Source organism: Pseudonocardia acidicola, from assembly GCF_012911935.1.
GTDB lineage: Bacteria > Actinomycetota > Actinomycetes > Mycobacteriales > Pseudonocardiaceae > Pseudonocardia > Pseudonocardia acidicola.
Genome location: NZ_JAAXLA010000012.1, coordinates 1 through 23,227 on the forward strand (window position 1 = coordinate 1; position 23,227 = coordinate 23,227).

At 73.8% G+C, this 23,227-nt stretch carries 21 protein-coding genes and 2 pseudogenes; 14 read left to right on the forward strand and 9 right to left on the reverse strand.

The features are described from left to right. Positions 1-860: pseudogene (locus HF526_RS08780) on the forward strand (NAD-glutamate dehydrogenase domain-containing protein); the annotation flags it as partial. A 13-nt stretch (positions 861-873) separates the two neighbouring features. On the opposite strand, the gene HF526_RS08785 reads toward HF526_RS08780, so the two are convergent. Together HF526_RS08785 and HF526_RS08790 are read right to left on the reverse strand one after the other, a co-directional pair. After that, positions 874-1,254 (reverse strand): DUF2267 domain-containing protein, encoded by a 381-nt coding sequence (locus HF526_RS08785; protein WP_169380854.1) that lies wholly within the window; start codon positions 1,252-1,254, stop codon positions 874-876. Positions 1,255-1,513: 259 nt separating this feature from the next. Continuing rightward, positions 1,514-2,605 carry a glycosyltransferase family 4 protein gene (locus tag HF526_RS08790; protein ID WP_169380855.1) on the reverse strand — a complete coding sequence of 364 codons (1,092 nt, stop codon included), beginning with the start codon at positions 2,603-2,605 and terminating at the stop codon, positions 1,514-1,516. 100 nt (positions 2,606-2,705) lie between these two features. Here HF526_RS08790 and HF526_RS08795 point away from each other — a divergent pair, with 100 nt between their 5' ends. Together HF526_RS08795 and HF526_RS08800 are read left to right on the forward strand one after the other, a co-directional pair. Further along, entirely contained in the window at positions 2,706-3,977 is a 1,272-nt protein-coding gene (locus HF526_RS08795) for an acyltransferase family protein (RefSeq protein ID WP_169380856.1), read from the forward strand. 1 nt (position 3,978) lies between these two features. After that, positions 3,979-5,652 carry a hypothetical protein gene (locus tag HF526_RS08800; RefSeq protein WP_169380857.1) on the forward strand — a complete coding sequence of 558 codons (1,674 nt, stop codon included), beginning with the start codon at positions 3,979-3,981 and terminating at the stop codon, positions 5,650-5,652. On the opposite strand, the gene HF526_RS08805 is transcribed toward HF526_RS08800, so the two are convergent. The 4 genes from HF526_RS08805 to HF526_RS08820 form a co-directional block, all read right to left on the reverse strand. After that, complete coding sequence (locus HF526_RS08805; protein ID WP_169380858.1) at positions 5,631-6,971, reverse strand: methyltransferase domain-containing protein; 1,341 nt, start codon at positions 6,969-6,971, stop codon at positions 5,631-5,633. The genes HF526_RS08800 and HF526_RS08805 overlap by 22 nt on opposite strands. After that, positions 6,968-7,822 carry a hypothetical protein gene (locus HF526_RS08810; protein ID WP_169380859.1) on the reverse strand — a complete coding sequence of 285 codons (855 nt, stop codon included), beginning with the start codon at positions 7,820-7,822 and terminating at the stop codon, positions 6,968-6,970. Before HF526_RS08810 ends, HF526_RS08805 begins: the two co-directional genes overlap by 4 nt. Next, complete coding sequence (locus tag HF526_RS08815; RefSeq protein WP_211176968.1) at positions 7,819-8,832, reverse strand: glycosyltransferase family 4 protein; 1,014 nt, start codon at positions 8,830-8,832, stop codon at positions 7,819-7,821. Before HF526_RS08815 ends, HF526_RS08810 begins: the two co-directional genes overlap by 4 nt. A 103-nt stretch (positions 8,833-8,935) precedes the next feature. Further along, positions 8,936-9,916 (reverse strand): class I SAM-dependent methyltransferase, encoded by a 981-nt coding sequence (locus HF526_RS08820; RefSeq protein WP_169380860.1) that lies wholly within the window; start codon positions 9,914-9,916, stop codon positions 8,936-8,938. 188 nt (positions 9,917-10,104) lie between these two features. Between HF526_RS08820 and HF526_RS08825 the strand changes: the two genes are divergently transcribed. From HF526_RS08825 to HF526_RS08840, 4 genes are read left to right on the forward strand one after another with little or no spacing between them, the layout of a single operon-like run. Then, a complete protein-coding gene (locus HF526_RS08825; RefSeq protein ID WP_211176969.1) occupies positions 10,105-11,067 on the forward strand; it encodes an ABC transporter permease in 963 nt (320 codons plus the stop codon). Positions 11,068-11,073: 6 nt separating this feature from the next. Beyond that, on the forward strand, positions 11,074-12,255 hold the full coding sequence (locus HF526_RS08830; RefSeq protein WP_169380861.1) for a Wzt carbohydrate-binding domain-containing protein: 1,182 nt from the start codon (positions 11,074-11,076) through the stop codon (positions 12,253-12,255). Beyond that, a complete protein-coding gene (locus tag HF526_RS08835; RefSeq protein ID WP_169380862.1) occupies positions 12,255-13,448 on the forward strand; it encodes a glycosyltransferase family 4 protein in 1,194 nt (397 codons plus the stop codon). Before HF526_RS08830 ends, HF526_RS08835 begins: the two co-directional genes overlap by 1 nt. A gap of 3 nt (positions 13,449-13,451) precedes the next feature. Beyond that, positions 13,452-14,930, forward strand: a complete 1,479-nt coding sequence (locus HF526_RS08840; protein WP_169380863.1) for a glycosyltransferase — start codon at positions 13,452-13,454, stop codon at positions 14,928-14,930. A 50-nt stretch (positions 14,931-14,980) separates the two neighbouring features. On the opposite strand, the gene HF526_RS08845 is transcribed toward HF526_RS08840, so the two are convergent. Continuing rightward, the gene (locus HF526_RS08845; RefSeq protein WP_211176970.1) at positions 14,981-16,096 is read right to left on the reverse strand and encodes a glycosyltransferase family 4 protein; all 1,116 of its coding nucleotides are present in this window, start codon (positions 16,094-16,096) and stop codon (positions 14,981-14,983) included. A 125-nt stretch (positions 16,097-16,221) separates the two neighbouring features. On the opposite strand from HF526_RS08845, the gene HF526_RS08850 reads away from it, so the two are divergent. Further along, complete coding sequence (locus HF526_RS08850) at positions 16,222-17,445, forward strand: glycosyltransferase family 4 protein (RefSeq protein WP_169380864.1); 1,224 nt, start codon at positions 16,222-16,224, stop codon at positions 17,443-17,445. 78 nt (positions 17,446-17,523) lie between these two features. Here HF526_RS08850 and HF526_RS37350 read toward each other — a convergent pair. Continuing rightward, a pseudogene (locus HF526_RS37350) lies at positions 17,524-17,769 on the reverse strand (N,N-dimethylformamidase beta subunit family domain-containing protein); the annotation flags it as partial. A 36-nt stretch (positions 17,770-17,805) separates the two neighbouring features. Continuing rightward, positions 17,806-18,141, reverse strand: a complete 336-nt coding sequence (locus HF526_RS08855; protein WP_169380865.1) for a hypothetical protein — start codon at positions 18,139-18,141, stop codon at positions 17,806-17,808. Between the two features lie 164 nt (positions 18,142-18,305). Here HF526_RS08855 and HF526_RS08860 point away from each other — a divergent pair, with 164 nt between their 5' ends. From HF526_RS08860 to HF526_RS08885, 6 genes are all read left to right on the forward strand, one after another. Further along, positions 18,306-19,451, forward strand: a complete 1,146-nt coding sequence (locus tag HF526_RS08860; RefSeq protein WP_169380866.1) for an amidohydrolase family protein — start codon at positions 18,306-18,308, stop codon at positions 19,449-19,451. Continuing rightward, positions 19,448-20,821 (forward strand): glutamine synthetase family protein, encoded by a 1,374-nt coding sequence (locus HF526_RS08865; protein WP_169380867.1) that lies wholly within the window; start codon positions 19,448-19,450, stop codon positions 20,819-20,821. Before HF526_RS08860 ends, HF526_RS08865 begins: the two co-directional genes overlap by 4 nt. Positions 20,822-20,851: 30 nt before the next feature. Next, positions 20,852-21,535 carry an SDR family NAD(P)-dependent oxidoreductase gene (locus HF526_RS08870; RefSeq protein WP_169380868.1) on the forward strand — a complete coding sequence of 228 codons (684 nt, stop codon included), beginning with the start codon at positions 20,852-20,854 and terminating at the stop codon, positions 21,533-21,535. Between the two features lie 188 nt (positions 21,536-21,723). Beyond that, entirely contained in the window at positions 21,724-21,906 is a 183-nt protein-coding gene (locus tag HF526_RS08875; protein ID WP_169380869.1) for a hypothetical protein, read from the forward strand. Between the two features lie 529 nt (positions 21,907-22,435). Continuing rightward, positions 22,436-22,786 carry a transglycosylase family protein gene (locus HF526_RS08880; RefSeq protein WP_169380870.1) on the forward strand — a complete coding sequence of 117 codons (351 nt, stop codon included), beginning with the start codon at positions 22,436-22,438 and terminating at the stop codon, positions 22,784-22,786. A 65-nt stretch (positions 22,787-22,851) separates the two neighbouring features. Further along, positions 22,852-23,187, forward strand: a complete 336-nt coding sequence (locus HF526_RS08885) for a hypothetical protein (protein WP_211176971.1) — start codon at positions 22,852-22,854, stop codon at positions 23,185-23,187. The last annotated feature ends 40 nt before the right edge of the window (positions 23,188-23,227 follow it).

Here is a 23,227-nt window from a genome sequence, read left to right on the forward strand (position 1 = left end):
CCGACCTGGTCGCCCGCACCGGGCTGGACCGCGGGCTGGAGGTGTTGCCCGGCCCCGACGGGTTCGCCGCGCTGGAGGCCGCGGGCCTGGGGCTGACCAGCCCGGAGTTGGCCACCGTGCTGGCGCATGCCAAGCTCGATCTCACCCGGCGGCTGGTCGACACCGACCTGCCGGAGGTTCCCGCGTTCGCCGCCCGGCTGGCCGGGTACTTCCCGCACCCGCTGCGCGAGCGTTTCCCGGCCGCGATCGCCGCCCACCCGCTGCGCCGGGAGATCGTCGCCACGCTGCTGGTCAACGAGATGGTCGACCACGCCGGGATCAGCTACGCGTTCCGGCTCGGCGAGGAACTGGCCGCCGGGGTCGCCGACGCGGTCCGCGCCTTTGCGGTGAGCACCGCGGTGTTCGACCTGCCCGGGTTGTGGGCGCAGGCCCGCCACCCCGACGTGCCGGTCGCGGTGGCCGACCGCATCGTGCTGGACTCCCGGCGGCTGCTCGACCGGGCGTCGCGCTGGTTCCTCACCAACCGGCCGCAGCCGCTCGCGGTGGGCGCGGAGACCGCGCGCTTCGGTCCGCCGGTGCGCATGCTGGCGCCCCGGCTGCCGGAGTTGCTGCGCGGGCGCGAGGCCGAAGCGGTCGGCAGGCGGGCCGAGGCGCTGACCGGGCGCGGCGTACCGCCCGCGCCGGCGCTGCGATCAGCGGCGCTGCCGCACGGCCTCGGGCTGCTCGACGTGGTCGAGGTGGCCGAACCGGCCGACCGGGCCCGCGCGCGGCTGCCCGTCGAGGAGGTGGCCGAGCTGTACTTCGCCCTGTCGGAGCGACAGGGAGCGGCCGCGGAGACCAGGCCCTTGCCGGCGTCGTAGCCCGAAGCCGGCCTCAGGCCGTCACCCTCAGGATCTCCTCGAACTCCTGCGGCAGTTGCGCGAGCGCATCGCGGAACTCCTTGTCCCCGACAGCGTCACGCAGCGTCATCAGGACCGCGCGCACGGCGTCGAGGGTGAACCAGCCGGGGTCGCCGGCCCGGACTCGTGCCCGGTCGACGAAGGCGGACAACCCGAAGCTCAGGGCGGGTTTCCGGACCGACCTCTGCAGGGAGGGCCGCAGCGGCTCAGGGACCAGCGAGGCCAGATCGTCGGCCTCGCCGCCGCTGATGCGTTCCGCCAGCGTCTCCAGGACGGCGCGGCTGATGACCTCCGCCTGCTCGCGGGACATCCCCGCGCGTTCGGACACCTTTGCGATGAACTCCTCGTACGTCATGGCTGTCTCTCGCTTCCGCCGGGGCCAGGGCCGACACGGGTCCGCGTACGGCCGGACAGATCGGTATAACCCCGAGCGCCGCGGTTACACCGATCTCCCCCCGCGGCCGCCCCGGTAGGTGAGCACGAACGTCGTCGTCGTCGTTCCTCCTCGGTCCCCGTCGAGCCGTTGCGAGCCCGACGCACAGACGACGATCGGCACCCGCCCACATCGACAGGTCCGCCGGCGAACTTCTCCGCCGGTGCGGGAGACGACGTCATCACCCCAGTGTCGCGTAGACGGCGAGAGTGGCGGCTGCGGTGGCCTCCCAGGAGAAGCGCCGGGCGCGGATGCGCCCGCGGCGGGCCAGCTCGGCGCGCGCCTCCTCGTCCAGCAGCAGCCGGCTCGCGGCCTCGCCCAGCTCGGCGGCGGAGCCGACCAGCACGGCCGCGTCGCCGGCCACCTCCGGAACCGCCCCTCCCGCGACGGCCACGACGGGCAGCCCGGCGGCCATGGCCTCGACGATGGGCATGCCGAAGCCCTCGTGTGCGGAGGAGGAGAGCAGCAGGCGGGCGTTCTCCAGCAGCCAGCGCGCCTCGCCGTCCCGGACGTAACCGAGGCCGATCACGTCGGCGGAGCTCAGCCCGTGGGCCCGGAGCCGGCCGTCGAGATCGATCGTCCGATCCACGTGGCCGGCGATGACCAGGCGACCGGAACCGGTGCGCCGGCGCACCTCGCGCAGCGCCTTCAGCGCACCGGGGAGGTTCTTGCGGGCGTTCACGCTGCCCAGCATCAGCAGAAACGGTGCTCCCGCGTCCGGGAGCCCGGCCGGGACGGCGGCCGCGGCGGTTCGGGGCCGCGGCGCGAGGGCCACGGTGGTGGTGCGGCCCTCTAGCTCGGGCAACCAGTCGAGAAGCTCCCCACGGGAGTGCTCGGACACCGTGATCACCGCGCCGGCCCGGCGCAGCAGCGACGGCAGGGCCTGGGCCAGCGCGCGCTGCGCCGCGCTCACGTCCTCGGGATGCCGGACGAACCACAGGTCGTGCACCGTCACCACGACGGGGACGCGCCACGACGGCGGGGCCACGAAGTTGGTGCCGTGGAACACGTCGGCGCGCAGGAGGGCGTCCAGCGGCGGCAGACCGGTGTGCCGCCAGCACCACCACAACGGGCGGGCCGGCAGCGGGCGACGGACGAGCCCGATCCGCGGTGACGGGGGGACTGCGGCCGCCGCCGCGTGCCAGCTGAAGGGCAGCAGGCGGACCTGGTCGACGCCGGGCTGCTTCGCGAGCGCGGCGGCCAGCCAGTAGGTGTACCAACCGATGCCGGTGAGTTCCCCGATCAGCGGGGTCCCGTCGAGCCCGACCCGCATGTCCCGCAGGCTATCCGGGGCCGTCGCGCTCCGCGTCGCCGCTGGCGGTCGGGAGCGGTTGCCGGGAGCATGGGTGCGAACCCGGTTAAGGGGAGCAGGTGTGAGGGTCGACCAGCGCGTCCGCCGCGTCGCCCATCCGCCCGGTCCCCCGGTGGACGCGGCAGCGCCCGCGCGTGACGGCGAAGGGTCCGCCGCCGCGGCCACCCGGCGGGGCCGGTTGGAGTTCCTCGACGCACTCCGTGGCATCGCTGTGCTCACCGTCGTCGTGCAGCACATCGGGGACTACCAGTGGATCGGGCTGCTCGGCTGGTCGGAACACTGGTTCCGGCTGGGCGAGTTCGGCGTGCTGCTCTTCTTCTGCTGCAGCGGCTTCATCATCCCGGCGTCGCTGGAGCGCCGCAACGACCTCGTCGAGTTCTGGATCGGGCGGGCGTTCCGGCTCTGGCCGCTCTACCTGACGGTGACCGGGGTGCTCCTGGCGGCCTGGGAGCGGGTGCCGCGGCCGGCGGGATACCGGCCCGTCGAGGACAGCGTGGTCAACCTCACGATGCTGCAGGTCTTCTCGACCCGCCCCCTGCTGATCGGTGCCTCCTGGACCCTGGGTTACGAGCTCGTCTTCTACCTGCTCGTCTCCGTGCTCTTCCTCCTCGGCTGGCACCGGCGGAGCACGGCGTCGGCGACGGTGCTCCTGATCTGCGCGCTCGGGCTCGGCGGCGCGACCACGACCTACATGCTCCAGCTGCGGCCCGAACACTGGTGGACCCAGCCCGCTGCGGCCCTGCTCCTGGTCGGGCTCGCCGCCTCCCGGCTGCCCAGCTGGCGGCTGCGGGCCGCGACCGTCGGGATGGCCCTGGTGGTGATCGCCGCGCTGGCCAACCGCCCGCACCCGGCCTACTTCACCCTGCTGGTGTTCTCGTGCATGTTCGTCGGCACGGTGCTCTACCGGTGGACCGCCGCCCAGACGAGCGGGCGCAACGCCGCCGCGGTGTTCGGTCTGGCCCTGGTCGTGATCGTGGCGGCCCAGCACACGTGGCATCACGGCTACACCGAACCGCTCAGCGGCGAGACCCCTCGGTGGTGGACCGAGGCCGCCACCTTCCTGGCAGCCGTCCTGGTCTTCGGCGCCGCGTTCCTGCTGCGGCATCGCCGGTGGCCCCGCCCGCTGACCTACCTGGGGGCCATCAGCTACTCCGTCTACCTGCTGCACGCCCTGGTCCTCATCGTCGTCCCCGAGCTGCCGGGCCGACCGTGGGTGAACTTCGTGACGCTGTCGGCGATCACGCTGGTCGGCTCCGTGCTGACCCACCACCTCCTGGAACAGCCGGCGATCGCCTTCGGCCGGCGTATCGCCGCGGCCCGGCGGACGGCCTGAGGTGCACGCCACGCGGCCCGAGGGGCGGGAGCGGCCCGCTACCGCCGGCCGGACGCGGCCGGGACCGGAGACGCATGCCCGGTTCCTGCCGGCTGCTGCAACGCTGCTGGTCGCGGTGCCGTTCATCGTGGTCGCGGTGCGCAGCCTGACAGCGAACCGGCACGTGCTGTTCGCCGGCGACCAGGCCCTGATCGGGCTCGATGTGGACGACGCCGCCCGTCTCGACCAGACCGTCGGCGCCTACTCCCGGTATCTCTGGGCCCATCCCGGCCCGGCGTGGTTCTACCTCCTGGCGCCGGTGCACCAGCTCTCCGGGGCGGGCAGTGCTGGGCTCGTCGCGGCGACGGCCGTGGTGAACGCGGTCTTCGCGGGCCTGCTCGTCGCCGTCGTCCACCGGCGGGGATCCCCGGTACCGACCCTGGTGGTGGCCGCGCTCGTGCTGGGCTTCGTCCTGCGCATGCCCGCGGCGTTCTTCGTGCAGGTGTGGAACCCCTTCGCCGTGCTGCTCCCCGCGGCGCTCCTGGTGGCCCTGGGCGCCGAGGCCGTCGCCCGCGCCGGCCTGTGTCACCTGCTCGCGACGGCGGTGGTGGGCAGCTACCTGCTCCAGACCCACGTCGGGACGCTGCCGCTGGTCGGGCTCGTCACCCTCGCCGCCGCGCTCGGTACGTGGCACGGCGCGCGGCGCCGTGGCCGGGAGGAGAACCGGCCCGTGCATCCGCGGCGCGCAGCCGTGCTGGGTGGGCTCCTGGTGCTGATCTGGCTGCCCCCCGTCGTGCAGCAGCTCACGGCGGCCCCCGGGCAGGGCAACCTGCGGCGGTTGGCGGCATTCTTCCTCCACCCCGGTGCGGGAGCGGTGGGCCACACACCGCGTGAGGCGGTGACCGCGGTGGGCCGGATGCTGGCGACGGCCCCGTACGGCCGGGGGCCCGGACCCCTGGAGATGGACGTCTCCGTGCTGCCCGGGTCGGTGATCGTGGCGCTGCTCGCCCAGGCCGGCGCAGCGGTCGTGCTGGTGGCGGCCGGGCGGCGGCTCGGGCAGTCGCGGGTGCAGTGGACCGGCCTGCTGGTACTGGTGGCGCTGGTCGCGGCGGTGGCCGCGGCGCGAACGGCCACCGGCCCGCTCTACTGGTACCTGATCGTCTGGGCCGGCGTCCTGCCGCTGTGCACCGCTATCGGCTACGCGGACCTGACCGCCGGTCTCCTCGCCCGCCGCTGGTGTCTCGTCGGGTCATCGGCGAGCGCACCGCTGCGCCGGTCGGTCGCCCCCGCGGTCGCCGGAGGCGTCGTGGCGGTGCTCGTGGCCGGGGCGTCGGTGTCCCTGGGCCGCGCGACGCCCGCCGTGCCCGACTCGGCCGGGGTGCACGCAGCGATGCCCCTGGTGAACGTGGCCCTCGGCGATCCGGGTGGCGCGCCGGCCGTCACCCTCGAACTGGACGACCACGAGCTGTGGCCCATCGCCGCGGGCGTCGCATACGACCTCACCGGGAAGGGTTACCGGGTGCTGGCCGGGCCCTCGATCGGAGATCTGTTCGGCCCGCACCGGGTCATGCGCCACCCGGTGGGCCCCGTCGTCGTGCTCGCCGCGGCCGGGGCACCCGACGGGGGTGGCCGGCTGCTGGGCACGTTCGGCACCGAGATCACGGCCGCCGAGCTCTACCTGCGCCCGCCCGGCTGATCGTTCCCGGCGGCCGCCGTCCGGGCCACGACGGCGTACTCCTGCGGGCCGAAGAGCACGTGGTTGAGCCGGCGGAGCGCGTCGTTCACGGTGTTCGCGCCCGGCAGTGCGTCCTCATCGGCGAGCAGTGGCAGGTGGTAGGCCTCCGCCGGGCTGAAGAACCGCAGCCGGACGTCCCGGAACCCGGCCGATTCGCAGAGGAACGAGAACAACGCCGGGTGCAGCGGGCGGACGTGCGTGGGGTCGAGGACGTAGCTGTTGCCCAACACGATCAGCGACTCCGGATTGGGTGTCTCGGCGACGAAGAGCCCCCCAGGGCGCAGGCGCGACACCGACAGCGCCACGAACTCCAGAAGGTCGTCCAGTTCGAGATGCTCGGCCAGGTGCGCCGAGAACACCGCGCCGACCGATGCCGGTGGGGTGCGGTGCAGGAAGCTCACCGCGTCCGTCTGCTCGACCGGAACGCCCCGCTCGGACGCCTCGGCCACCATGGCGGCGGCGCTGTCGACGCCGAGCACCGTGGCGCCCCGCTGCTGCAGCTCGGCAAGCAGTTCGCCGCGACCGCACCCGATGTCCACCACAGGCATGCCCGGTGGCAGGCCCGCCAGCAACAGGTCGGCGTACCGCTCGGACTGCGCCCGCAGCACGTCCTCCGGGGCGCCGCGGAAGCGCCGCTCGAAGGCCACGTAGTTGAAGGAGGCGGAGACCGGTGCCGGGTGGTCGCGGCCTGGTTCCGGTGCGGCGGCAGGCTGCCGCGCAGGGGCGGCCGGGCCGCCGGGCGAGGCGAGAGCGCGGCCCAGGTCGAGCACGGTGCGGTCGAGCTGCCGGACTCGCCGTTCGATCGCGTTCACCTGCTCACGCTGCTCGGCGAACCGCGTCCCTGCCCCGGCCAGACCGGTCGCGGGGGCGAAGGCCATGCCGAGCTCCTCCAGCTCCGCCTGCAGCGCGCGGACCTCGGCCTTGAGCAGCTCCAGGTTGATCCGGTTGGCCTCGATCTGGGCGGAGGCGACGACGGCCCGAACCTGCCGGCCGGCAAACTCGTCGAGCCGGCGCTGCAGCTCCCCGAACCGGCCGTCGGCGTCGGCGAGGCCCCGCTGCAGCTCCGCCAACCGGCCGTCGGCGTCGGCGACGCGCCGCCAGGTCGCGACCGCCGCCCGCTTCGCCGTCCGCCTGGCGAGCGCCACGATGCGTGGCCCGACCCGCCCCGGGCGGCGCGCCGCGGTGCGCAGCCGTGCGACCGGCCCCGTGACGGGCGGCTCCCCGCGGCGTCCCGGGAGCCGGCCGGCGGTGTCCTCCTGCAGTTCGGCGGGCAGGTTCACGGGAGACCTCGCAGGGCCGCGACGGCATCCCGGGCCCGGGATCGGACGGCGGAGTCCGCCGGGGTGTGCAACGCGTCCAGCGCCCGGGCGAGCCCGTCGGCCGCATCGGCCGGGCCGCGGGAGCGGGGGAGTCGCTCGATGACGCCCTCGGCGCTCCACCGGCGCTCGTAGAGCCGGCGTCCCGCCCAGGACAACGCGGCGGCGGTGCGTTCGTCGCCGGCGAGCTGCGCGGCGGCCGCCCGACGGCCCTGCGCGTCGCCGGCGACCCGTACCTGCTCGCCGTCCACCGCCCCCAGGGCTGCCGCGGTGGCCGGGTCGGTCACCGTCGGGGCGGCCCAGGCCAGCGCCCGCAGCGCACCGACCGGATCGGTCGCGATGACCGAGCAGGCCAGCCCGGCGGCGGCGTCCTCGACCCCGGCCGGCACCTCCGCACCGTCCCACCGCCAGCTGCCGGCGACGACCCCGGCGCACGCGGGACCGGCCAGCCGGCGGGCGAGCCGGATCCGCCGCCGGGTGAACGGGAGCACCGGACGAGCCTGCGGGTACTCCGGGTAGCGCCCGAGGACGACGCAGCGCTCGTCGGGGATGATCTCCGGGGCGAGCAGCGCCGCCGCCGACCGCGCCGGCTCCCGATCGGGCCGCAGGGCGGCGACCCAGACCACCAGCGGGACACCGGGCGGCGGCTGGGCACCGTGGTGCCACACCACCGCATCCCAGGAGGGGGCGGTCTCGTCGGTGGTGGCGGCGAGGTCACAGACGCGGGCGAGCCGGCGCAGCGCGGCCTGCAGCCGCGCGTCGACCGGAGCGCTGAGCGATGTGCCCAGCACACGCCGCGCCACGTCCGCGCTCACCGGGGTAGCAGGGTGGTGACGACGTGGTCCCAGCTCAGGTCGGCCACCCGGGCCAGCCCGGCGGCGCCCATCCGCTCGGCCAGCGCGGGGTCCTCGGCGAACCGGTCCACCGCACGACCGAGCTGTTCGCGGGATCCGTCGGTGATGATGCCGTTCACCCCGTCCTCCACCCACTCGAGCACGCCGCCCGCGTCGCACGCCGTGATGACCGGCTTGCCGGCGTAGAAGGCCTGCAACGTGACGTAGCCGTAGTCCTCGTCGAACGGGGCGTAGACGACAGCCAGCGCGCCGGCGTAGAGCTCGACGAGCCGGTCGTCGGAGACGAAACCGGGCAGCTCGACGCGTTCGGCGACACCGGCTGCCGCCGCCCGGGCCTCGAGGTCACCCCGCATGCCGCCCCGCCCGGCGATCACCGCGCGGACGCCGCCGCGGGCCGCGGCCACCGCCTCGACGACGAGTTCGGGGCGCTTGTTGGCCTCCAGCCGGGTGGGGACGAACACGTAGTCCCCGAACGGACCGGGGTGCAGCGAGTCGTGCAGCGGCGGCGGGTGGTACAGCGGCTCGCCCCGCAGCCCGTTGAACCGGGCGAGCCGATCGGCCACGACGCCGGAGGTGGTGAAGACGCGGTGCGCCTCGCCGAGGGCGCGGGCATCCCACTCGGTCAGCTGACGCTGGACCTCCAGCGAGGTGTCGTCCAGCCCGATGTCGGACCAGCCGGCGTCCACGGCGTCGTAGGCGCCGCGGTGCTGATGGAACAGCCACACCACCTTCCGCGGGTGCCGCACGTAGTAGGAGGGGAAGTTCGTCGCCACCACGAGATCGGCATCCACCGGCAGCATCCGCCACGCCAGCGCGCTGTCGAACAGCCGGCCCTTCTCCCAGGCCACCGGCAGCCGCACCAGGTCGGCACGATGGCCCGCGGACCCCAGTGCGGCCACCAGGTTGTGCATGTGGAGCTCGGCGCCCCCCGTGGTGAACGGCACCTGGGCCCCGCAGACGACGACATCCACCTCGTGCAACTCCTCGGCAGGTGGAGGGCTGAGGTGGCCGGACCTTACCAAGCACAGGCCGCGGCCGGGTCAAGAAATGTGGCCCCACGGGCCGGAGCCGGCGTCAGCAGCTCTCGAGCCAGAGGCTGCCGCCGTCCACCGGGGTGGCCGGGTGCAGCGCGGCGGTCATCAGATCGGGGTGGCGGAGGTGGAGCAGCGACGGCCACAGCGTGATGCGCCACCGGTCGTTCTGGATCAAGAACGCGCGCAACAGGTAGGCCTCGTTCCATGCGCGGCCCTCGACGATCCATTCCTGCGGGTACTCGAACGGGTAGGCGATGTCGTGCACGTGCACGTGGACGCCTCGGGCGAGACGGGGCAGCACCTCGAAGAACAGGTGGTTGACGTCGCTGCCCACCTTCGACACGTGCGAGGAGTCGATGAACAGGACGTCGCCGGGCCGCAGCGCGGTCAACACCGCCGGGTCCACGTCCTGGGCCCGCTGTGCCAGCAGGGTGACCCGGGCGTGGTCGGTCGGCCTCATGAGGGCGTGCAGCCGCTCCGGGTAGGGCTCGATGCAGGTGATCGCGGTCTCCAGGTCATGACGGTCGACGGTGTCGAGCAGCAGCGCGGAGCTCCAGCCGCTGCCGACCTCGATCACCTGCCGGGGCCGCCACCTCCGCAGCAGCGCGTACCACAGCTGACTGTCCGTCCAGCCGAAGAAGTCGTTGCCGGGCCGGTACCGCAGGTCCGGTCCGGTCTCCGCGTCCGCGGATCCCCCGGGCGCATACGGCCACCGGGCGATGAGGGCCCGCAGCTCCTCGAGCAGCGCGAGCTGGCCCGGCAGGTCGAGGTCGATCCCCGCCACGTCCCTGGACCGGTCGAACAACCGGCCGGCCTCGGAACACACCTCGTCGACATCCGGCTGCGGCGAGTGGAAGTGGCCGGGCGGATAGAGGTGGGTCTGCCCGCCGGCCGCCCGCAACGCGGCTTCGAGCGCCAGCACCCGGGCGGCGAAGCTGTCGCGCTGCCGGCGCAGCCGCCGCAACGGAGGAAGCAGGGCGGCCAGGTCGTAGAGGCGGTTGCGGTTGTGGTGCCGGGTCACCGCCACAGGCTGCGCGGATCAGCCGCCCGGCGGACACGGTCCTGCGACCTGTTCTCGTCCGGCTCGCCGCCGGCTCTCCTCGCCCCGCGCGGGTGGCGCGCGCGGCGGGTCGCGCGACGTACCATCGCGCCCGACCCGGAAACTCGGGCAGCCGGCGACGCGGCCGGCGCCCCGAGCCAGAGGTGGCTGTGCTGCCCGATCGTCCGACGGCAAAGACGCGCCACCAGCGGGAGCCCGGCCACCTCGCCGGAGCGGCGGAGGCCCCGCTGGAGCTGGTCCATGCCCCACGGACGTTCGCCCGCGGTTTCGTCCGCGACGCCGCCGACATCTGGGCGTACCGCGAGTTGCTCGGCAACCTCGTCCGCAAGGAGCTCAAGGTCCGCTACAAGGACTCGATGCTGGGCTTCCTGTGGACCCTGGTGCGGCCCCTGCTGCAGCTGTTCGTCTACGCGGTCGCGATCGGCGTGTTCCTCGGCGCCGGGCGCACCATCCCGGACTTCGGCGTGTACCTGTTCACCGGCCTGGTGGCGTGGACGCTGTTCACCGACGTCATCGGCGGGTGCACGGGCACCATCGTCTCGAATGCCGGCCTGGTGAAGAAGGTGTACTTCCCGCGCGAGCTCTTCCCGCTGTCCGTGGTCGGGGCCGCCGTCGTCAACTTCGCGCTGCAGCTGCTGGTCCTGGCGGCCGCCTATGCCGCCACCGGGTCCTGGCCACAGCCGGGGGACCTGCTGCTCGTGCCGCTCGCGCTGGTCGTCCTCATCGTGTTCGGGACTGCGCTGGGGCTGGTCCTTGCCGCGGCCTTCGTCTACCTGCGCGACGTGCAGTACCTGGTCGAGGTCGGCCTGCTGTTGTGGTTCTGGATGACCCCCATCGTCTACGACTGGACCAAGGTGAAGGACAACCTGGTCTCCGGCGCCGGGCTGACCTGGCTCTTCCAGATCTACCTGGCCAACCCGATGGCCAACGTCGTGCTGGCGTTCCAGAAGGCGCTGTGGCCCGGTGGTGACACCGAGCGGGGGCAGCCCTTCGTCTACGACGGTGATCTCTACCTGCGTCTCGGCGTGCTCCTGCTGGCGTGCGGCGCCCTGCTGTGGTGTGCCCAGCGGATCTTCGCCCGGACGCAGGGCAACTTCGCGCAGGAGCTCTGATCGCCCGTGCGCACCCCCGTCATCAGGGTCACCGGCGTCTCGAAGCGCTTCACGATCCGCAGGGAGAAGTCGCTCAAGGAGCGGTTGGTCAACTTCCGCCGCTCGGCGGCGCACGCCGAGTCCTTCTGGGCGCTGCGCGACGTGAGCTTCGAGCTGGAACCGGCGACCACCCTGGCGCTGATCGGACACAACGGGTCCGGCAAGTCCACCCTGCTGGGGCTCATCGGGGGCATCCTCGCCCCGACGAGTGGCACGGTCGAACGGCGCGGCAGGCTGGCCGCGTTGCTCGAACTGGGCGCCGGTTTCCACGGCGACCTCACCGGCCGGGAGAACGTCTACCTCAACGCCTCGATCCTGGGCCTGACCCGCGCGCAGACCGACCACTACTTCGACGAGATCGTCGACTTCTCCGGCGTCGAGGACTTCATCGACACCCAGGTGAAGTTCTACTCCAGCGGGATGTACGTACGGCTGGCCTTCGCCGTCGCGGTGCACGTCGACCCGGAGATCATGCTCATCGACGAGGTGCTGGCCGTCGGTGACGAGCCCTTCCAGCGCAAATGCCTCGAGCGGATCAAACGCTTCCAGCAGGAAGGCCGCACGATCGTGCTGGTCACGCACGGGTTGGACCAGGTGCACCAGCTCTGCGACCGGGCCATCGTGCTCGACCACGGCCGGATGGTGATCGACGGCGCCCCGGTGCAGGCGGTGCGCGTCCTGCGGGACCGCTACGCCGAGGCGGAGGAGCTCGCCGACGCCCACGCCGGTGTGGTCCCGCCGGTGAGCATCACCGGCGTCCGGGTGCTCGACGCGTCCGGTGCTCCGCTGCAGGCGGTCGACTCGGGCGGCACCGTCGTCCTGGAGATCGACGTCGAGTCCCGGAGCCGGTGTGCGGACTGGGTCGTCGGGATCGCCCTGCAGAACCACATGGACCTGCTGATCTACGGCACGAACTCCCGCCTGCTCGGGCACCGGTTGCCCCCGTTGCACGGCCGGGCCACCGCGCGTTTCGTGCTGCCGTCGGTCCCGCTGGTGGACGGCCGGTACTACGTGACCGCGGCCGTGCACCCGCCCGTCGGGCCGGAGTGGCACCGGCTGGACCGGACGGCGGTGTTCCGCGTCGACAGCGAGGGCGTCGAGGACGGCGTGCTGCACGTCGACCCGAAGTTCGAGGTGGTGGAGCAGTGATGGACCGCACCGGCCTGCTGGCCTTCTGCCCCGCCCGCTTCGGCCCGGAGATCGCCGGCGGCGCCGAGATCGTGCTCCGCAGGATGGCCCACCTGCTGCAGGTGCGCGGCTGGGACGTCGAGATCCTGACGACCTGCGCGACCGACCACCACTCGTGGCGCAACGTGCTGCCGGCCGGGGCGTCGCACGAGGGCGGCCTGCGGGTACGGCGGTTCCCGGTCGTCGACGACCACATCCCGGAGCGGCAGGATCTGGAGCGGCGCATCCTCGGCGGCGAGCCGCTCACCGTGGCCGAGCAGCAGCGGTGGATGAACGCCGGCATGCGCGTGCCCGAGCTGTTCCATCACATCCTCGACGTGGCGGAGGACTACCGCGCGCTGGTGTTCACGCCGTACCCGTTCTGGGTGACCTTCGCCTGCTCACAGGTGGCCCCGGAGCGCAGCGTGCTGTGGACCTGCCTGCACGACGAGCCCTACGCCCACCTGGAGCTGTTCCGGCCGGTGCTGAGCGGGGTCGGCGGCCTGTTCTTCCAGAGCCGTCCGGAGCACGACCTGGCCCACCGGCTGGTGCCCGACCTGGCGCCGCACGCCGAAGTCGGGTGCGGGGTCGAGGTGCCGGAGCGCTACGACCCGGAGGGCTTCCGCGAGCGCTACGGCATCCGGGGCCGGTTCCTGCTCTACGCGGGCCGCCGCGAGGGCGCCAAGGGCTGGGACGGACTGCTCGACGCCTTCGCCGCCACGACCGGCCACCTCGACCTGCCCTTCTCCCTCGTCACGATGGGCGTCGGGGAGGTCCGGCCACCCGCCGCGATATCCGACCGGGTCGTCGATCTCGGCTTCCTGCCGGACCGGGAGCGGGACAACGCGTTCGCCGCGGCCGACGCCTACCTGCAGCCCAGCCGTTACGAGGCCTTCTCCCGCACGATGATGGAGGCGTGGCTGGCCGGTACCCCGGTGGTCGCCGACGCCGGCAGCGCGGTGACGGCCTGGCACTGCCGACGCTCCGGTGCCGGCCTGCTGTACTCCGACGTGCACGAGTTCGGGCAGTGCCTGCAGTTCCTCGCCGACGCCCCGGAGGCCGCGGCACGGCTGGCGGAGGGCGGCCGCGAGTACGTACTGGCGGACTACCGGTGGGATGCGGTGCTCGATCGCGTCGAGGCGTGCCTCGACGAGTGGACGACCGGGAAGAGCTGAGGCGTGCGCATTCTCGTGATCACCCCGTACCCGCCCATGCGTGACGGCATCGCGAGCTACGCGGTGCAGTCCGTCGCGGCCCTGCGCGCCGAGGGGCACGACGTGGAGGTGCTCTCCCCGGGGCCGTCGGCGGCGCACCAGCATCTCGACCTGAGGGGGCCCCGGGGTGGGCTCGCCGTGGCGAAGCGGGTGCCCGGGTACGACCGCGTGATCGTGCAGTTCCACCCCGACGTCTTCTACCCGCTCGGTACGACCCGGTCCGAGCGCGCGCAGATCAGCCTGGCCTACGCCGCCGCCTTCGCGCGGGCCGCGCGGGTGGAGGTCGTCGTGCACGAGATCGACTACACGCAGGGGCGGGGACACACGGCGGAGGCCCTCGCGGCCCGGCTGATGTGGAGCCGGGTGGACCGCGTCGTGGTGCACACCGAGCGCGAGCGGGCGGATTTCGTGGCGGCGTTCGGTGTCGGCCCCCAGCGGGTCGTGGTGAGCCGGCACGGCGCCTCCTTCCGGCGCCGGACCCGGCTCGGCCGCGAGCCCGCCCGCCGGTCGCTGGGGATCCCGCAGGACGTGGTGCTCTTCCTCGCCATCGGTTTCATCCAGCCGCACAAGGGCTTCGATCGGGCCGCCCGGGCGTTCGCCGGCCTGCACGACGGTGCGCGCCTGGACATCGTGGGCTCGGTGCGCGTCGACGTGCCCGCCTACCTCGCCCACCTCGACGAGCTCGGACGCCTCGTCGAGGCCACCCCGGGCACCCACCTGCACGAGGGCTTCCTCAGCGACGAGCTGTTCGACCGCTGGATCGTCGCGGCCGACGCCCTGGTGCTGCCCTACCGCGAGATCTGGTCCTCCGGGGTGCTCGAGCGGGCCGCGTTGTACGACCGGCAGGTCATCGCGACCCGGGTCGGCGGCCTGGCCGAGCAGGCCGCCGGCCGCCCCGAGGTGACCCTGGTGGCGAACGACGAGGAGTTGCGGGCGGCGATGTGGGCGGCGGCGGGCCGCCCCGCCGCGGTGGTCCGGGAGCCGTGGCCGGTCGAGGCCGCCGACCTGCGCGCGGCGGTACAGGACGAGATCGTCCGCCGGGCCGCGGTGCAGCGTGGGTCGGTGCTCGCCGGACCCGCGTCGCCAGGGCCGCCTCCGGAGTCCGACGGCGGGGCGGAGCTGTCCGAGCTGTCCCTGGCCTCCGCCCCGCTGCGCCGGATGGGGAACGTGAGCGTGCCGGCCGTGCCCGCGTCACCCGGCCCGCGGGCGCTGGTCAAGCGCGCGGTGCGCCGGGTGAGCGCCTGGGAGGTCGAGCCGGTGGCCCAGCAGCTCAACGTGCTGCGCGCGGCGACGCTCGAGGCGGTGGAGCGGCTGGCCGGCAGGATCGCCGCCGAGCGCTCCGGCGACGCCGCAGCCGGCCGGCACCCGCCACCTGCAGGGCCTGCCGGGTCCGGAGGGTGCACCGGGCGCGGCGCTGAACGCCGTGGGACCCGCAGCGCGTGATCGCCGCCGCGGCCGCACCGCCCGCGGCCGTCGCGGACACGGTTTCCGGATCACCGCCCGCGCGCCTGCCTGCGCCGCACCGCCTCGCGGTACGCCTCGACGGTGGCGGCCGCCGTCGCGGTCCAGCTCGCCTGCGCGGCCCGGGCCGCGCCGGCCGCGGCGAGCTCGTCGTGCCGGTCGCCGGCGGCCGCGGCCAGCGCTGACGCGAGGCCCTGCACGTCGGTGGGCTCCACCAACAGGGCCGCCCCGCCGGCCGCCTCCTCGGCCGCCGTGCCCCGCGAGGTCACGACGGGGACCGCGTGCGCCATCGCCTCCAGCACCGGCAGGCCGAACCCCTCGGTGAGCGAGGGGTAACAGAAGACCCGCGCGCCGCCGTAGGCGGCGTGCAGGTCGGCCGAGCTCAGGAAGCCGAGGCGGCGTACCCGTTCGGCGGCCGGGCCCGCGACGGCGGTGTCCACTGAGCCCCATCCCGCGGGCCCGACCAGGACCAGGTCCAGGTCCAGCCCGTCCTCGACGAGCTGCCGGAAGGCCGCCAGGAGCGCCGGGACGTTCTTGCGTGGCTCCAGCGTGCCACACCACATGACGTAGTCGCGGCGCAGCCCGTGGGCTTCGCGGAGGCGGCGGACCTGGTCGGCGTCGACCGCGGGCACGCGGACACCCTGCGCGACGATGCGTACCCGCTGCTGCGGGATGCCGGCCGCCACGCAGCTGTGCGCGGTGGCCCGGGACGGGCACAGCACGAGGTCGGCCTCGGCCCGCACGAGTGCGAGCCCACGCTCGAAGAACCGCAGGCCGCGCCGGGTGAAGTGACCCGGGTTGCTGCGGAAGGCCAGGTCGTGAACGGTGACCACGAGCGCGGCGCCGCCGGACGGGGGCACGGCCATCGTGGTGGCGTGCACGAGATCGACCGGCCCCGTCACCCGCTGGACCGCCGGCCGCCGGATCCGCTGCCACGCCTCGTACAGCGCGACCCGGGGCAGCGGTAGGTGCCGCACGGGAGGCGGGATCGTCCAGGGCTCGTCGGGCGGGGTGCGGTGCCACGCCGCCACCGGCACGACGTCGACGTCGGTTCGTTCACGCAGCGCGCGCAAGGTCTCCAGGATCGAGCGCGCGACGCCTCCCGGCACGCGATGCCACGCCTGCTCCACCACCAGAGCGGCCCGCACGGCCCGACCCTATGCCGGGTACCGCCGATGTGGTGGCGAACGGCCGTTCCGGCGGGCGGACGAGCGGATTAGTGTCCGCGGTCTCTCCGGTAGCGCGGTCTCTCCAGAAGAGGGGGCGGCAACTGATGGGGATCCGTCTCCTGCTCGACGCCACCGCGATTCCGGCCGAGCGGGGAGGTGTCGGCCGCTATGTCGACAATCTCGTCGTCGCGCTGGCCGCGGAGGGCGCCGACGTCGTCGTCGCCTGCCAGCGGCGGGACGCCGCGGCGTTCGACGCGGCCGGAGCCACGGTGCACCCGCTGCACCCGGTGGGGGAGCGGCGACCGGTGCGCTTGGCGTGGGAACAGTCGGGCCTGCCGCTGCTGGCGCACTCGGTGCGGGCCGACGTGGTGCACTGTCCGCACTACACGATGCCTCTGGTCCCGGGCCGACCGGTGGTGGTGACCCTGCACGACGTCACCTTCTTCTCCGACCCGGGCAGGCATCTGGCCCACAAGGCGGTCTTCTTCCGCGCGGCCACCCGGCACGCGGTCCGGTCGGCCGCCGTGTGCATCGTTCCGTCCGAGGTGACGCGCAGCGAGGTGACGCGCTGGGCCGGTCCGGTCCGGTGCCCGCTGGAGGTCGTCCCGCACGGGGTGGACGGGTCCGTCTTCCACCCGCCGACGGCTGCCGAGCGGGCGGCGTCGGCTCGCCGGCTCGGTGTACGCGACGGGCACTACCTGGCGTTCCTCGGAGCCTTCGAACCCCGCAAGAACGTCCCGGCTCTGATCCGGGGATGGGTGCAGGCCTGCCGCGGACTCGCTGATCCGCCACCTCTCGCGCTGGCCGGCGGCGCCGGCTGGGACCGCGAGGTGGCCGCCGCGCAAGCGCTGGTGCCGGCGCCCCTCCAGCTGATCCGCGTCGGCTATCTGCCGGCACAGCAGCTGCGCGCGCTGCTCGGTGGAGCGGCACTGGTCGTCTACCCGAGCCACGGGGAGGGTTTCGGCCTGCCGGTCCTGGAGGCGATGGCCTGCGGCGGCACCGTCCTGACCACGCGGAGGCTGGCGTTGCCCGAGGTCGGCGGTGATGCGGTGGCCTACTGCGGTACCAGGCCCGAGGAGATCGCCGCCGCGCTGTGTGCGCTGCTCGCCGATCCCGGCCGACGGGCCGCGCTGGCGGCGGCAGCCCGCGAGCGGGCCCGTGGCTTCACCTGGCAGGCCTGTGCCCGAACCCATCTGGCCGTCTACGAGCGCGCCGCGTCCCGCGCCGGTTCGGCTACGGGCGGTGTCCGGACGGGCGCGGCGCGTCCGGTGTTTCACGCGTTCTTCCGGCTGAGGGCGTTCGGCGGGCGGAACCCCGCCGGTCGCTGATCGGCCCGCCGGACCCGGTGCCCCGCGGCGTCGGCCTGCGCCTGCTCGGTCGCGGATGTGGTGGGCGGGAGCACTCCAGGTGTTGCCGGTGACCTCCCGCGGGTCGCCCCGACCGTCGAGGGGATCCTCGGCGGAGTCGCGGTGGTCGACCTCCTCGTGGCCGGGGCCCAGCGGCGAGTCCTGCAACCGTACGTGGCGGAGCACCGGGCCGGCCCCGAAGAAGACGATGTCGACGCCCTGGTCGTGGGCGGCGACGGCGGCCTGCCGTTCCCGTGGGGACCAGCACTCGTCGTGCCCCGGCGACAGCAGCGCCCGATGTGCCAGGGCGGCGTCGGGATGCTGCTCGAGCGGGCCGGCCGGTCAGCGATCGCCGCCGCCCGAGGATCGGCGGCGCACCGTGACGATCGCGCCGATCAGGAGGAGGCCGACGATCGGGAGGATGACCACGATCCACACCCACCGGGGTATGCCGCCGCCCGTGGCCTCGGCCTGCGGCGCCACCTGAACGGGTCCGGCAGCCGGCCGGCCCGGGGCCGGGCCGGCTGCCCAGCCGGCGCCGTGCCGGCCGGTGACCTGGATCGGGCCGGCCCGGAGCGGGACGCTCTGCAGCCCGGTGTGGGCCGACGCCGGCGTCACCGTGGCGAACAGCGCCAGACCGGCGAGCAACAACGAGACCGTGATACGCCGGAGAGTCATGTCGGAGCCTCCATCGATGGGCCCGGGGCGGCCCGGCGGGTGTGGTGAACGCCCATCGTTCTCCCGCCGCCCGGGAGCACCAGGACGGAAAGTCCCGCTTCTGCCCGCCGTGCTCGCATCGCGGGGTGGTCCGCTCCGGACTGATCCATGCGATCGTGGCCGGCATGGCTGCCGAGGAACTGCGGGCGGTCGTCGAGGCACTGCGCCTGGTCGACCACCACGTCCACGGAGCGGCGACGGGTGAACTCGACCGAGCGGGATTCGACGACGGTCTCACCGAGTCCGCCTGGCCGGCGCCGGAGGGGACCACGCACCTGGACTCGCAGCTCGGCTTCGCGGTGCGCCGCTGGTGCGCCCCGGTGCTCGACCTGCCCCCGCACACCGAGCCCGATGCCTACCTCGCCCGCCGCAAGGAGCTCGGCTGGACGGAGGTCACCCGGCGGCTGCTCACGGCCGCCGGCGTCGGATGCTTCCTGGTCGAGACCGGCTACCGGGCGCAGCAGATCCTCACCCCCGAGCAGATGGCGCAGACCTGCGGCGCGACCGCCGCCGAGGTGGTGCGCCTGGAGACGGTCGCCGAGGACGTGGCCGCGGACGGGGTGGACGCGGCCGGGTTCGCCGACCGGTTCGCCGCCGTCCTGGACGAGCGGGCCCGTCGCGCCGTGGGGCTGAAGTCGGTCATCGCCTACCGGCACGGGCTGGACTTCGATCCGGATCCGCCCGGCCCGGGGCAGGTGCGCGCCGCGGCGGGGCGGTGGTTGCGCCGCCGGCAGACCGGCGAGGAACGGCTGGCCGATCCGGTGCTGCTGCGTCATCTGTTGTGGACCGGCGTCGAGCACGGCCTGCCGCTGCAGTTCCACGTCGGGTTCGGGGACGCCGACCTGACCCTGTACCGCAACGACCCGTCGCTGATGACGGGGTTCCTGCGCCGGGTGCAGGACCGGCGGGTCCCGGTGATGCTGCTGCACTGCTACCCCTACCACCGCACCGCCGGCTACCTCGCCCATGTGTTCCCGCACGTCTACTGCGACGTCGGCCTCGCGGTGACCTACACGGGCGCGCGGTCGCGCGCGGTCGTGGCGGAGACGCTGGAGGTGGCGCCGTTCGGCAAGCTGCTGTTCTCCTCCGACGGGTGGGGCCCGGCGGAACTGCACCACCTCGGTGCGGTGCTGTGGCGGCGGGCCGTCACCGCCGTCCTCGGCGAGTGGGTGGAGTGGGGGGAGTGGTCGGGCGCCGACGCGGTGCGTGTCGCGCAGATGGTGGGCTCGGGCAACGCACGACGGGTCTACGGGTTGGAGGAGCCGCCATGACCGCGCAACCGTCCCCGCAGGGCGAGGCGGCGCTGCTGCGGCGGGTGGCCGACGATCGCCTGCGCCTGCTGCGGTTCCTCTACTGCGACCCCAGTGGCGTCATCCGCGGCAAGCAGGTGCACGCCGCGCGCCTGGCCGGCCCGGTGCACTCCGGCCTGGGCCTGACCCGGGCGCAGAACGCCGTCAACGTGCTCGACGATCTGGTACCGATCCCCGACATGGAACCCGTCGGGGAGGTGCGCATCGTTCCCGACCCCGCCACCTACGTACGGCTGCCGTGGCTCGACGGAGTGGGGAGCGTGCTGTGCGACCAGGTCGGTCACGACGGCCGGGACTGGGGCTGCTGCCCGCGGGCGTTCCTGCGCCGGACCGTGGACCGGGCGGCCGAGGCCGGGCTGCGGGTCCGGGCCTCCTTCGAGAACGAGTTCTACCTCGCCGAGCCGACCGAGCAGGGACCGGTGCCGTGGGGTGACGGGCCGGTCTACTCCTCGGCGGGCCTGGACCGCAGCGCGCGGGTCGTGAACGACATCGTCGACGCGCTCATCGAGCAGGGACTCGACGTCGAGCAGGCCATCAACGAGTACGGGCCGGGGCAGCAGGAGATCTCGATCCGCTACGACGACGCCCTCGCCGCGGCCGACAACCAGTTGCGGCTGCGCGACACCGTGCGCGGCGTCGTCGAGGGACGGCACGGTCTGCTCGCGTCCTTCGCACCCCGGCCGTTCCCCGACGCGATCGGCAGCGGCACCCACGTGCACTTCAGCCTGTGGAGCACCGACGGCGGGGCCAACCTGATGCCCGGCCCCGCCGACCCGTTCGCGGTGTCCGAGGTGGGCCGGGCGTTCCTCGCCGGGGTGCTCGACCACCTGCCCGCGCTGGTCGCGCTCACCTGCCCGTCCTACCTGTCCTACGACCGGCTGCGTCCCGGGGCGTGGGCCGGGTCCACGGTGTCCTGGGGCTACGACAACCGGGAGGCCGCGCTGCGGGTGGCGTCACCGTTCCGCGGGCGGGAGCACGACAGCGCCAACGCCGAGCTCAAGGCCTGCGACGCGAGCAGCAACCCGCATCTGGCCCTGGGCGGTCTCGTCCTGGCCGGCCTGGACGGGGTCGAGCGCGGCCTCGACCTGCCCGAACCGGCCGCGCACGATCCCGCGAAGCTGACCGTGGCGCAGGCTCGCCGCAGCGCGATCCGGCCCCTGCCGGCGACGCAGGCCGACGCGCTCGACCACCTGGCGGCCGACGCGGTGCTCACCGACGGCCTCGGCGACCTGATGACCCGCTGCATCCTCGCCACCCGGCGCGCCGAGTACGACCGCTGCGTCCGGATGGGCGACGACGCGGTGCGCGCGGCGACGTTCGCGATCTTCTAGCCCGTGGCGTCAGCCGCCATCATGAGGCGCATGGCTGAAGCTGTGGTGGTGACCGGAGCGGCGGGCGCGTTGGGCCGGGCGGTGTTGGCCGAGTTGCGGTCGCAGGGGGTGAAGACCGTCGTCGCGCTCGACCTGCCCGGCGCGGCGCTGGACGAGGTGGGGCGATCCGCCGGGGTCCATCCCGTCGGGGTCGATCTCGCCGACCGGGCGGCGGTGCAGGCCGCGTGGGAGCGGGTCGACGCCATTGCCCGGCCGGATGCGCTGGTCGCCCTGGCCGGTGGGTTCGCGCCGGGATCGCTGGCGGAGCTGGACGAGGAGACGGTGGACAGCCTGTGGCGCACCAACGTGGCCTCGCTGCTGTGGAGCTGCCAGGCGGCGGCGGCGCGGATGGTGGCGTCCGGTGGGGGGTCGATCGTCACGGTGGGGTCCAAGACCGCGGTGGGCGGGCGGGCGCCGGTCGCGCACGCGACGACCAAGGCGGCCGTCGTCCGCGTCACGGAGCTGCTCGCCGACGAGCTGCGGGGCTCGGGGATCCGGGTCAACACCGTGCTGCCGTCGGTGATCGACACCCCGGCGAACCGGACGTGGATGTCGGAGGACCTGGCCGCCCGCGCGGTACCGCCGGCGGCGATCGCGAAGGTGATCGCATTCCTGTGCAGCGACGACGCCTGGCCGATCAGCGGCGCCCGGATCCCGGTCTACGGCAACGCGTGACGGACCCGTCGGCGCAGCGGTGACGGTTCTGCACGCCCCAGCAGGTAGGTAGCGGGCACGGGACCGAACGATCCCGCCGCCACGCACCGTGGCCTCGGTCGCCGGCCACATCGCCGACCCGGACGGGCGGCTGTGGGTCGCCGAGAGCGGACACGTCGGGCTCGGCACGTCGGGCAGCGGCGACGTGCTTGCCGCCTCTGGCGGTCGGGCTGCTGGCGCGCGGCGCGTCGCCGGAACAGGCGGCCTGCTGGGGCGCCCATGTGCACGCCACCGCGGGCGAACGGCTGGCGGCACGCATCGGGCCGCTGGGTTTCCTGGCCCGCGAACTGCTCGACGAGGTGCCGCCGGTACTGGCCGAACTGCAGCTGTGAGGGCTCTTCCGCTCGGCGTATCGGCCCGTCGGGCACATGGCTCAGACCGGCGCAGAGGCAGGCGATCGGCGCCGTTGTCTTCGTCACCTTTCCGGATGATCGATCGATCAAATCGGTGTGGCCCGGGTCGCAATCCTGGCGGATTCCCGTGATTTTCTGGACGGTGATCGATTATTGATTATCTGTGGTTGACCTGCAGGGATGACGACTCTGCTGTGGCGAGTTCCCCGCAACAGTGACTGCGGTCACGCTCTGCTGCGTTGACATCCACCGCATTCGATTACGTAACCTCACTCAGTGGTCGGCCCCCCGCTGGTCGACCGGAAAAGCATCCGGACCCGTTGCGCCAGACCCTGTTCTGCGGGTTCCGGTCCGTAAATAAGAGAAATTCGGAACAGGGACGAAGAAGTACCTGGCGGCGTCATCCCCAAACGTCGCCAGGGCAGAGTTCGGCTTCAGCTCCCCAAGCTGGCATGCATTCCGATCTGTGCAGGAGTCTTCTCGACGGCGCAGATGGAGTACAATTCACATGGCTTCTCGACGCTCGATCCTTTCGCGTAAGAACTTGCTGCGCATGGCCGTGGCCGGTGCCATTGCGGTCGGCGCTCCGCTCGCTGCCGCCGGTACCGCCAACGCCACCCCCGCCTCGACCTGGGACGCGCTGGCCCAGTGCGAGAGCAGCGGCAACTGGGCCGCCGACACCGGCAACGGATTCGCCGGCGGCCTGCAGTTCACTCCCTCGACGTGGGCGGCCTTCGGTGGCCAGGGTGCCCCGCAGAATGCGACCCGCGAGCAGCAGATCGCCGTCGCCGAGAAGGTGCTGGCCGCGCAGGGCTGGAACGCCTGGCCGGTGTGCTCGAAGAAGATCGGCGTGGCCTGAGGTCCACCGGGCCCGCCGAGATCCCGGGACGAAAGCGACGGATCGGCACGAACTAGACTCTTCCCGTGATCCGTCCCGTCCTTCGTCGCGCGACTGCCGCGCCGCTCGCCGCTCTGGCTCTCGCTCTCGGTGGGGTCACCGCGTGTGGAGCGGGAGGCGGCTCGGACACGAACTGCTCACTGGACGGCTGCACGGTGACCTTCCCGCGGTCCGGTGCCGCCGAGGCCTCGATCCTGGGCGTCACGGCCCGGCTGGTCGGCGTCGACGCGGGCACCGCCCGGATCGAGGTGGCCGGACAGACGGTGGCCGTGCCGGTCGGCGGTGAGACCGCCGCCGACGGCTTCACCGTGAGGGTGGAGCGCGTGACGGATACCGAGGTCGTCGTCCGGATCTCGCGCTAGCCGCGGTCGGGGGCCTCTCGCCATGAGGTGGGAGGCCCCC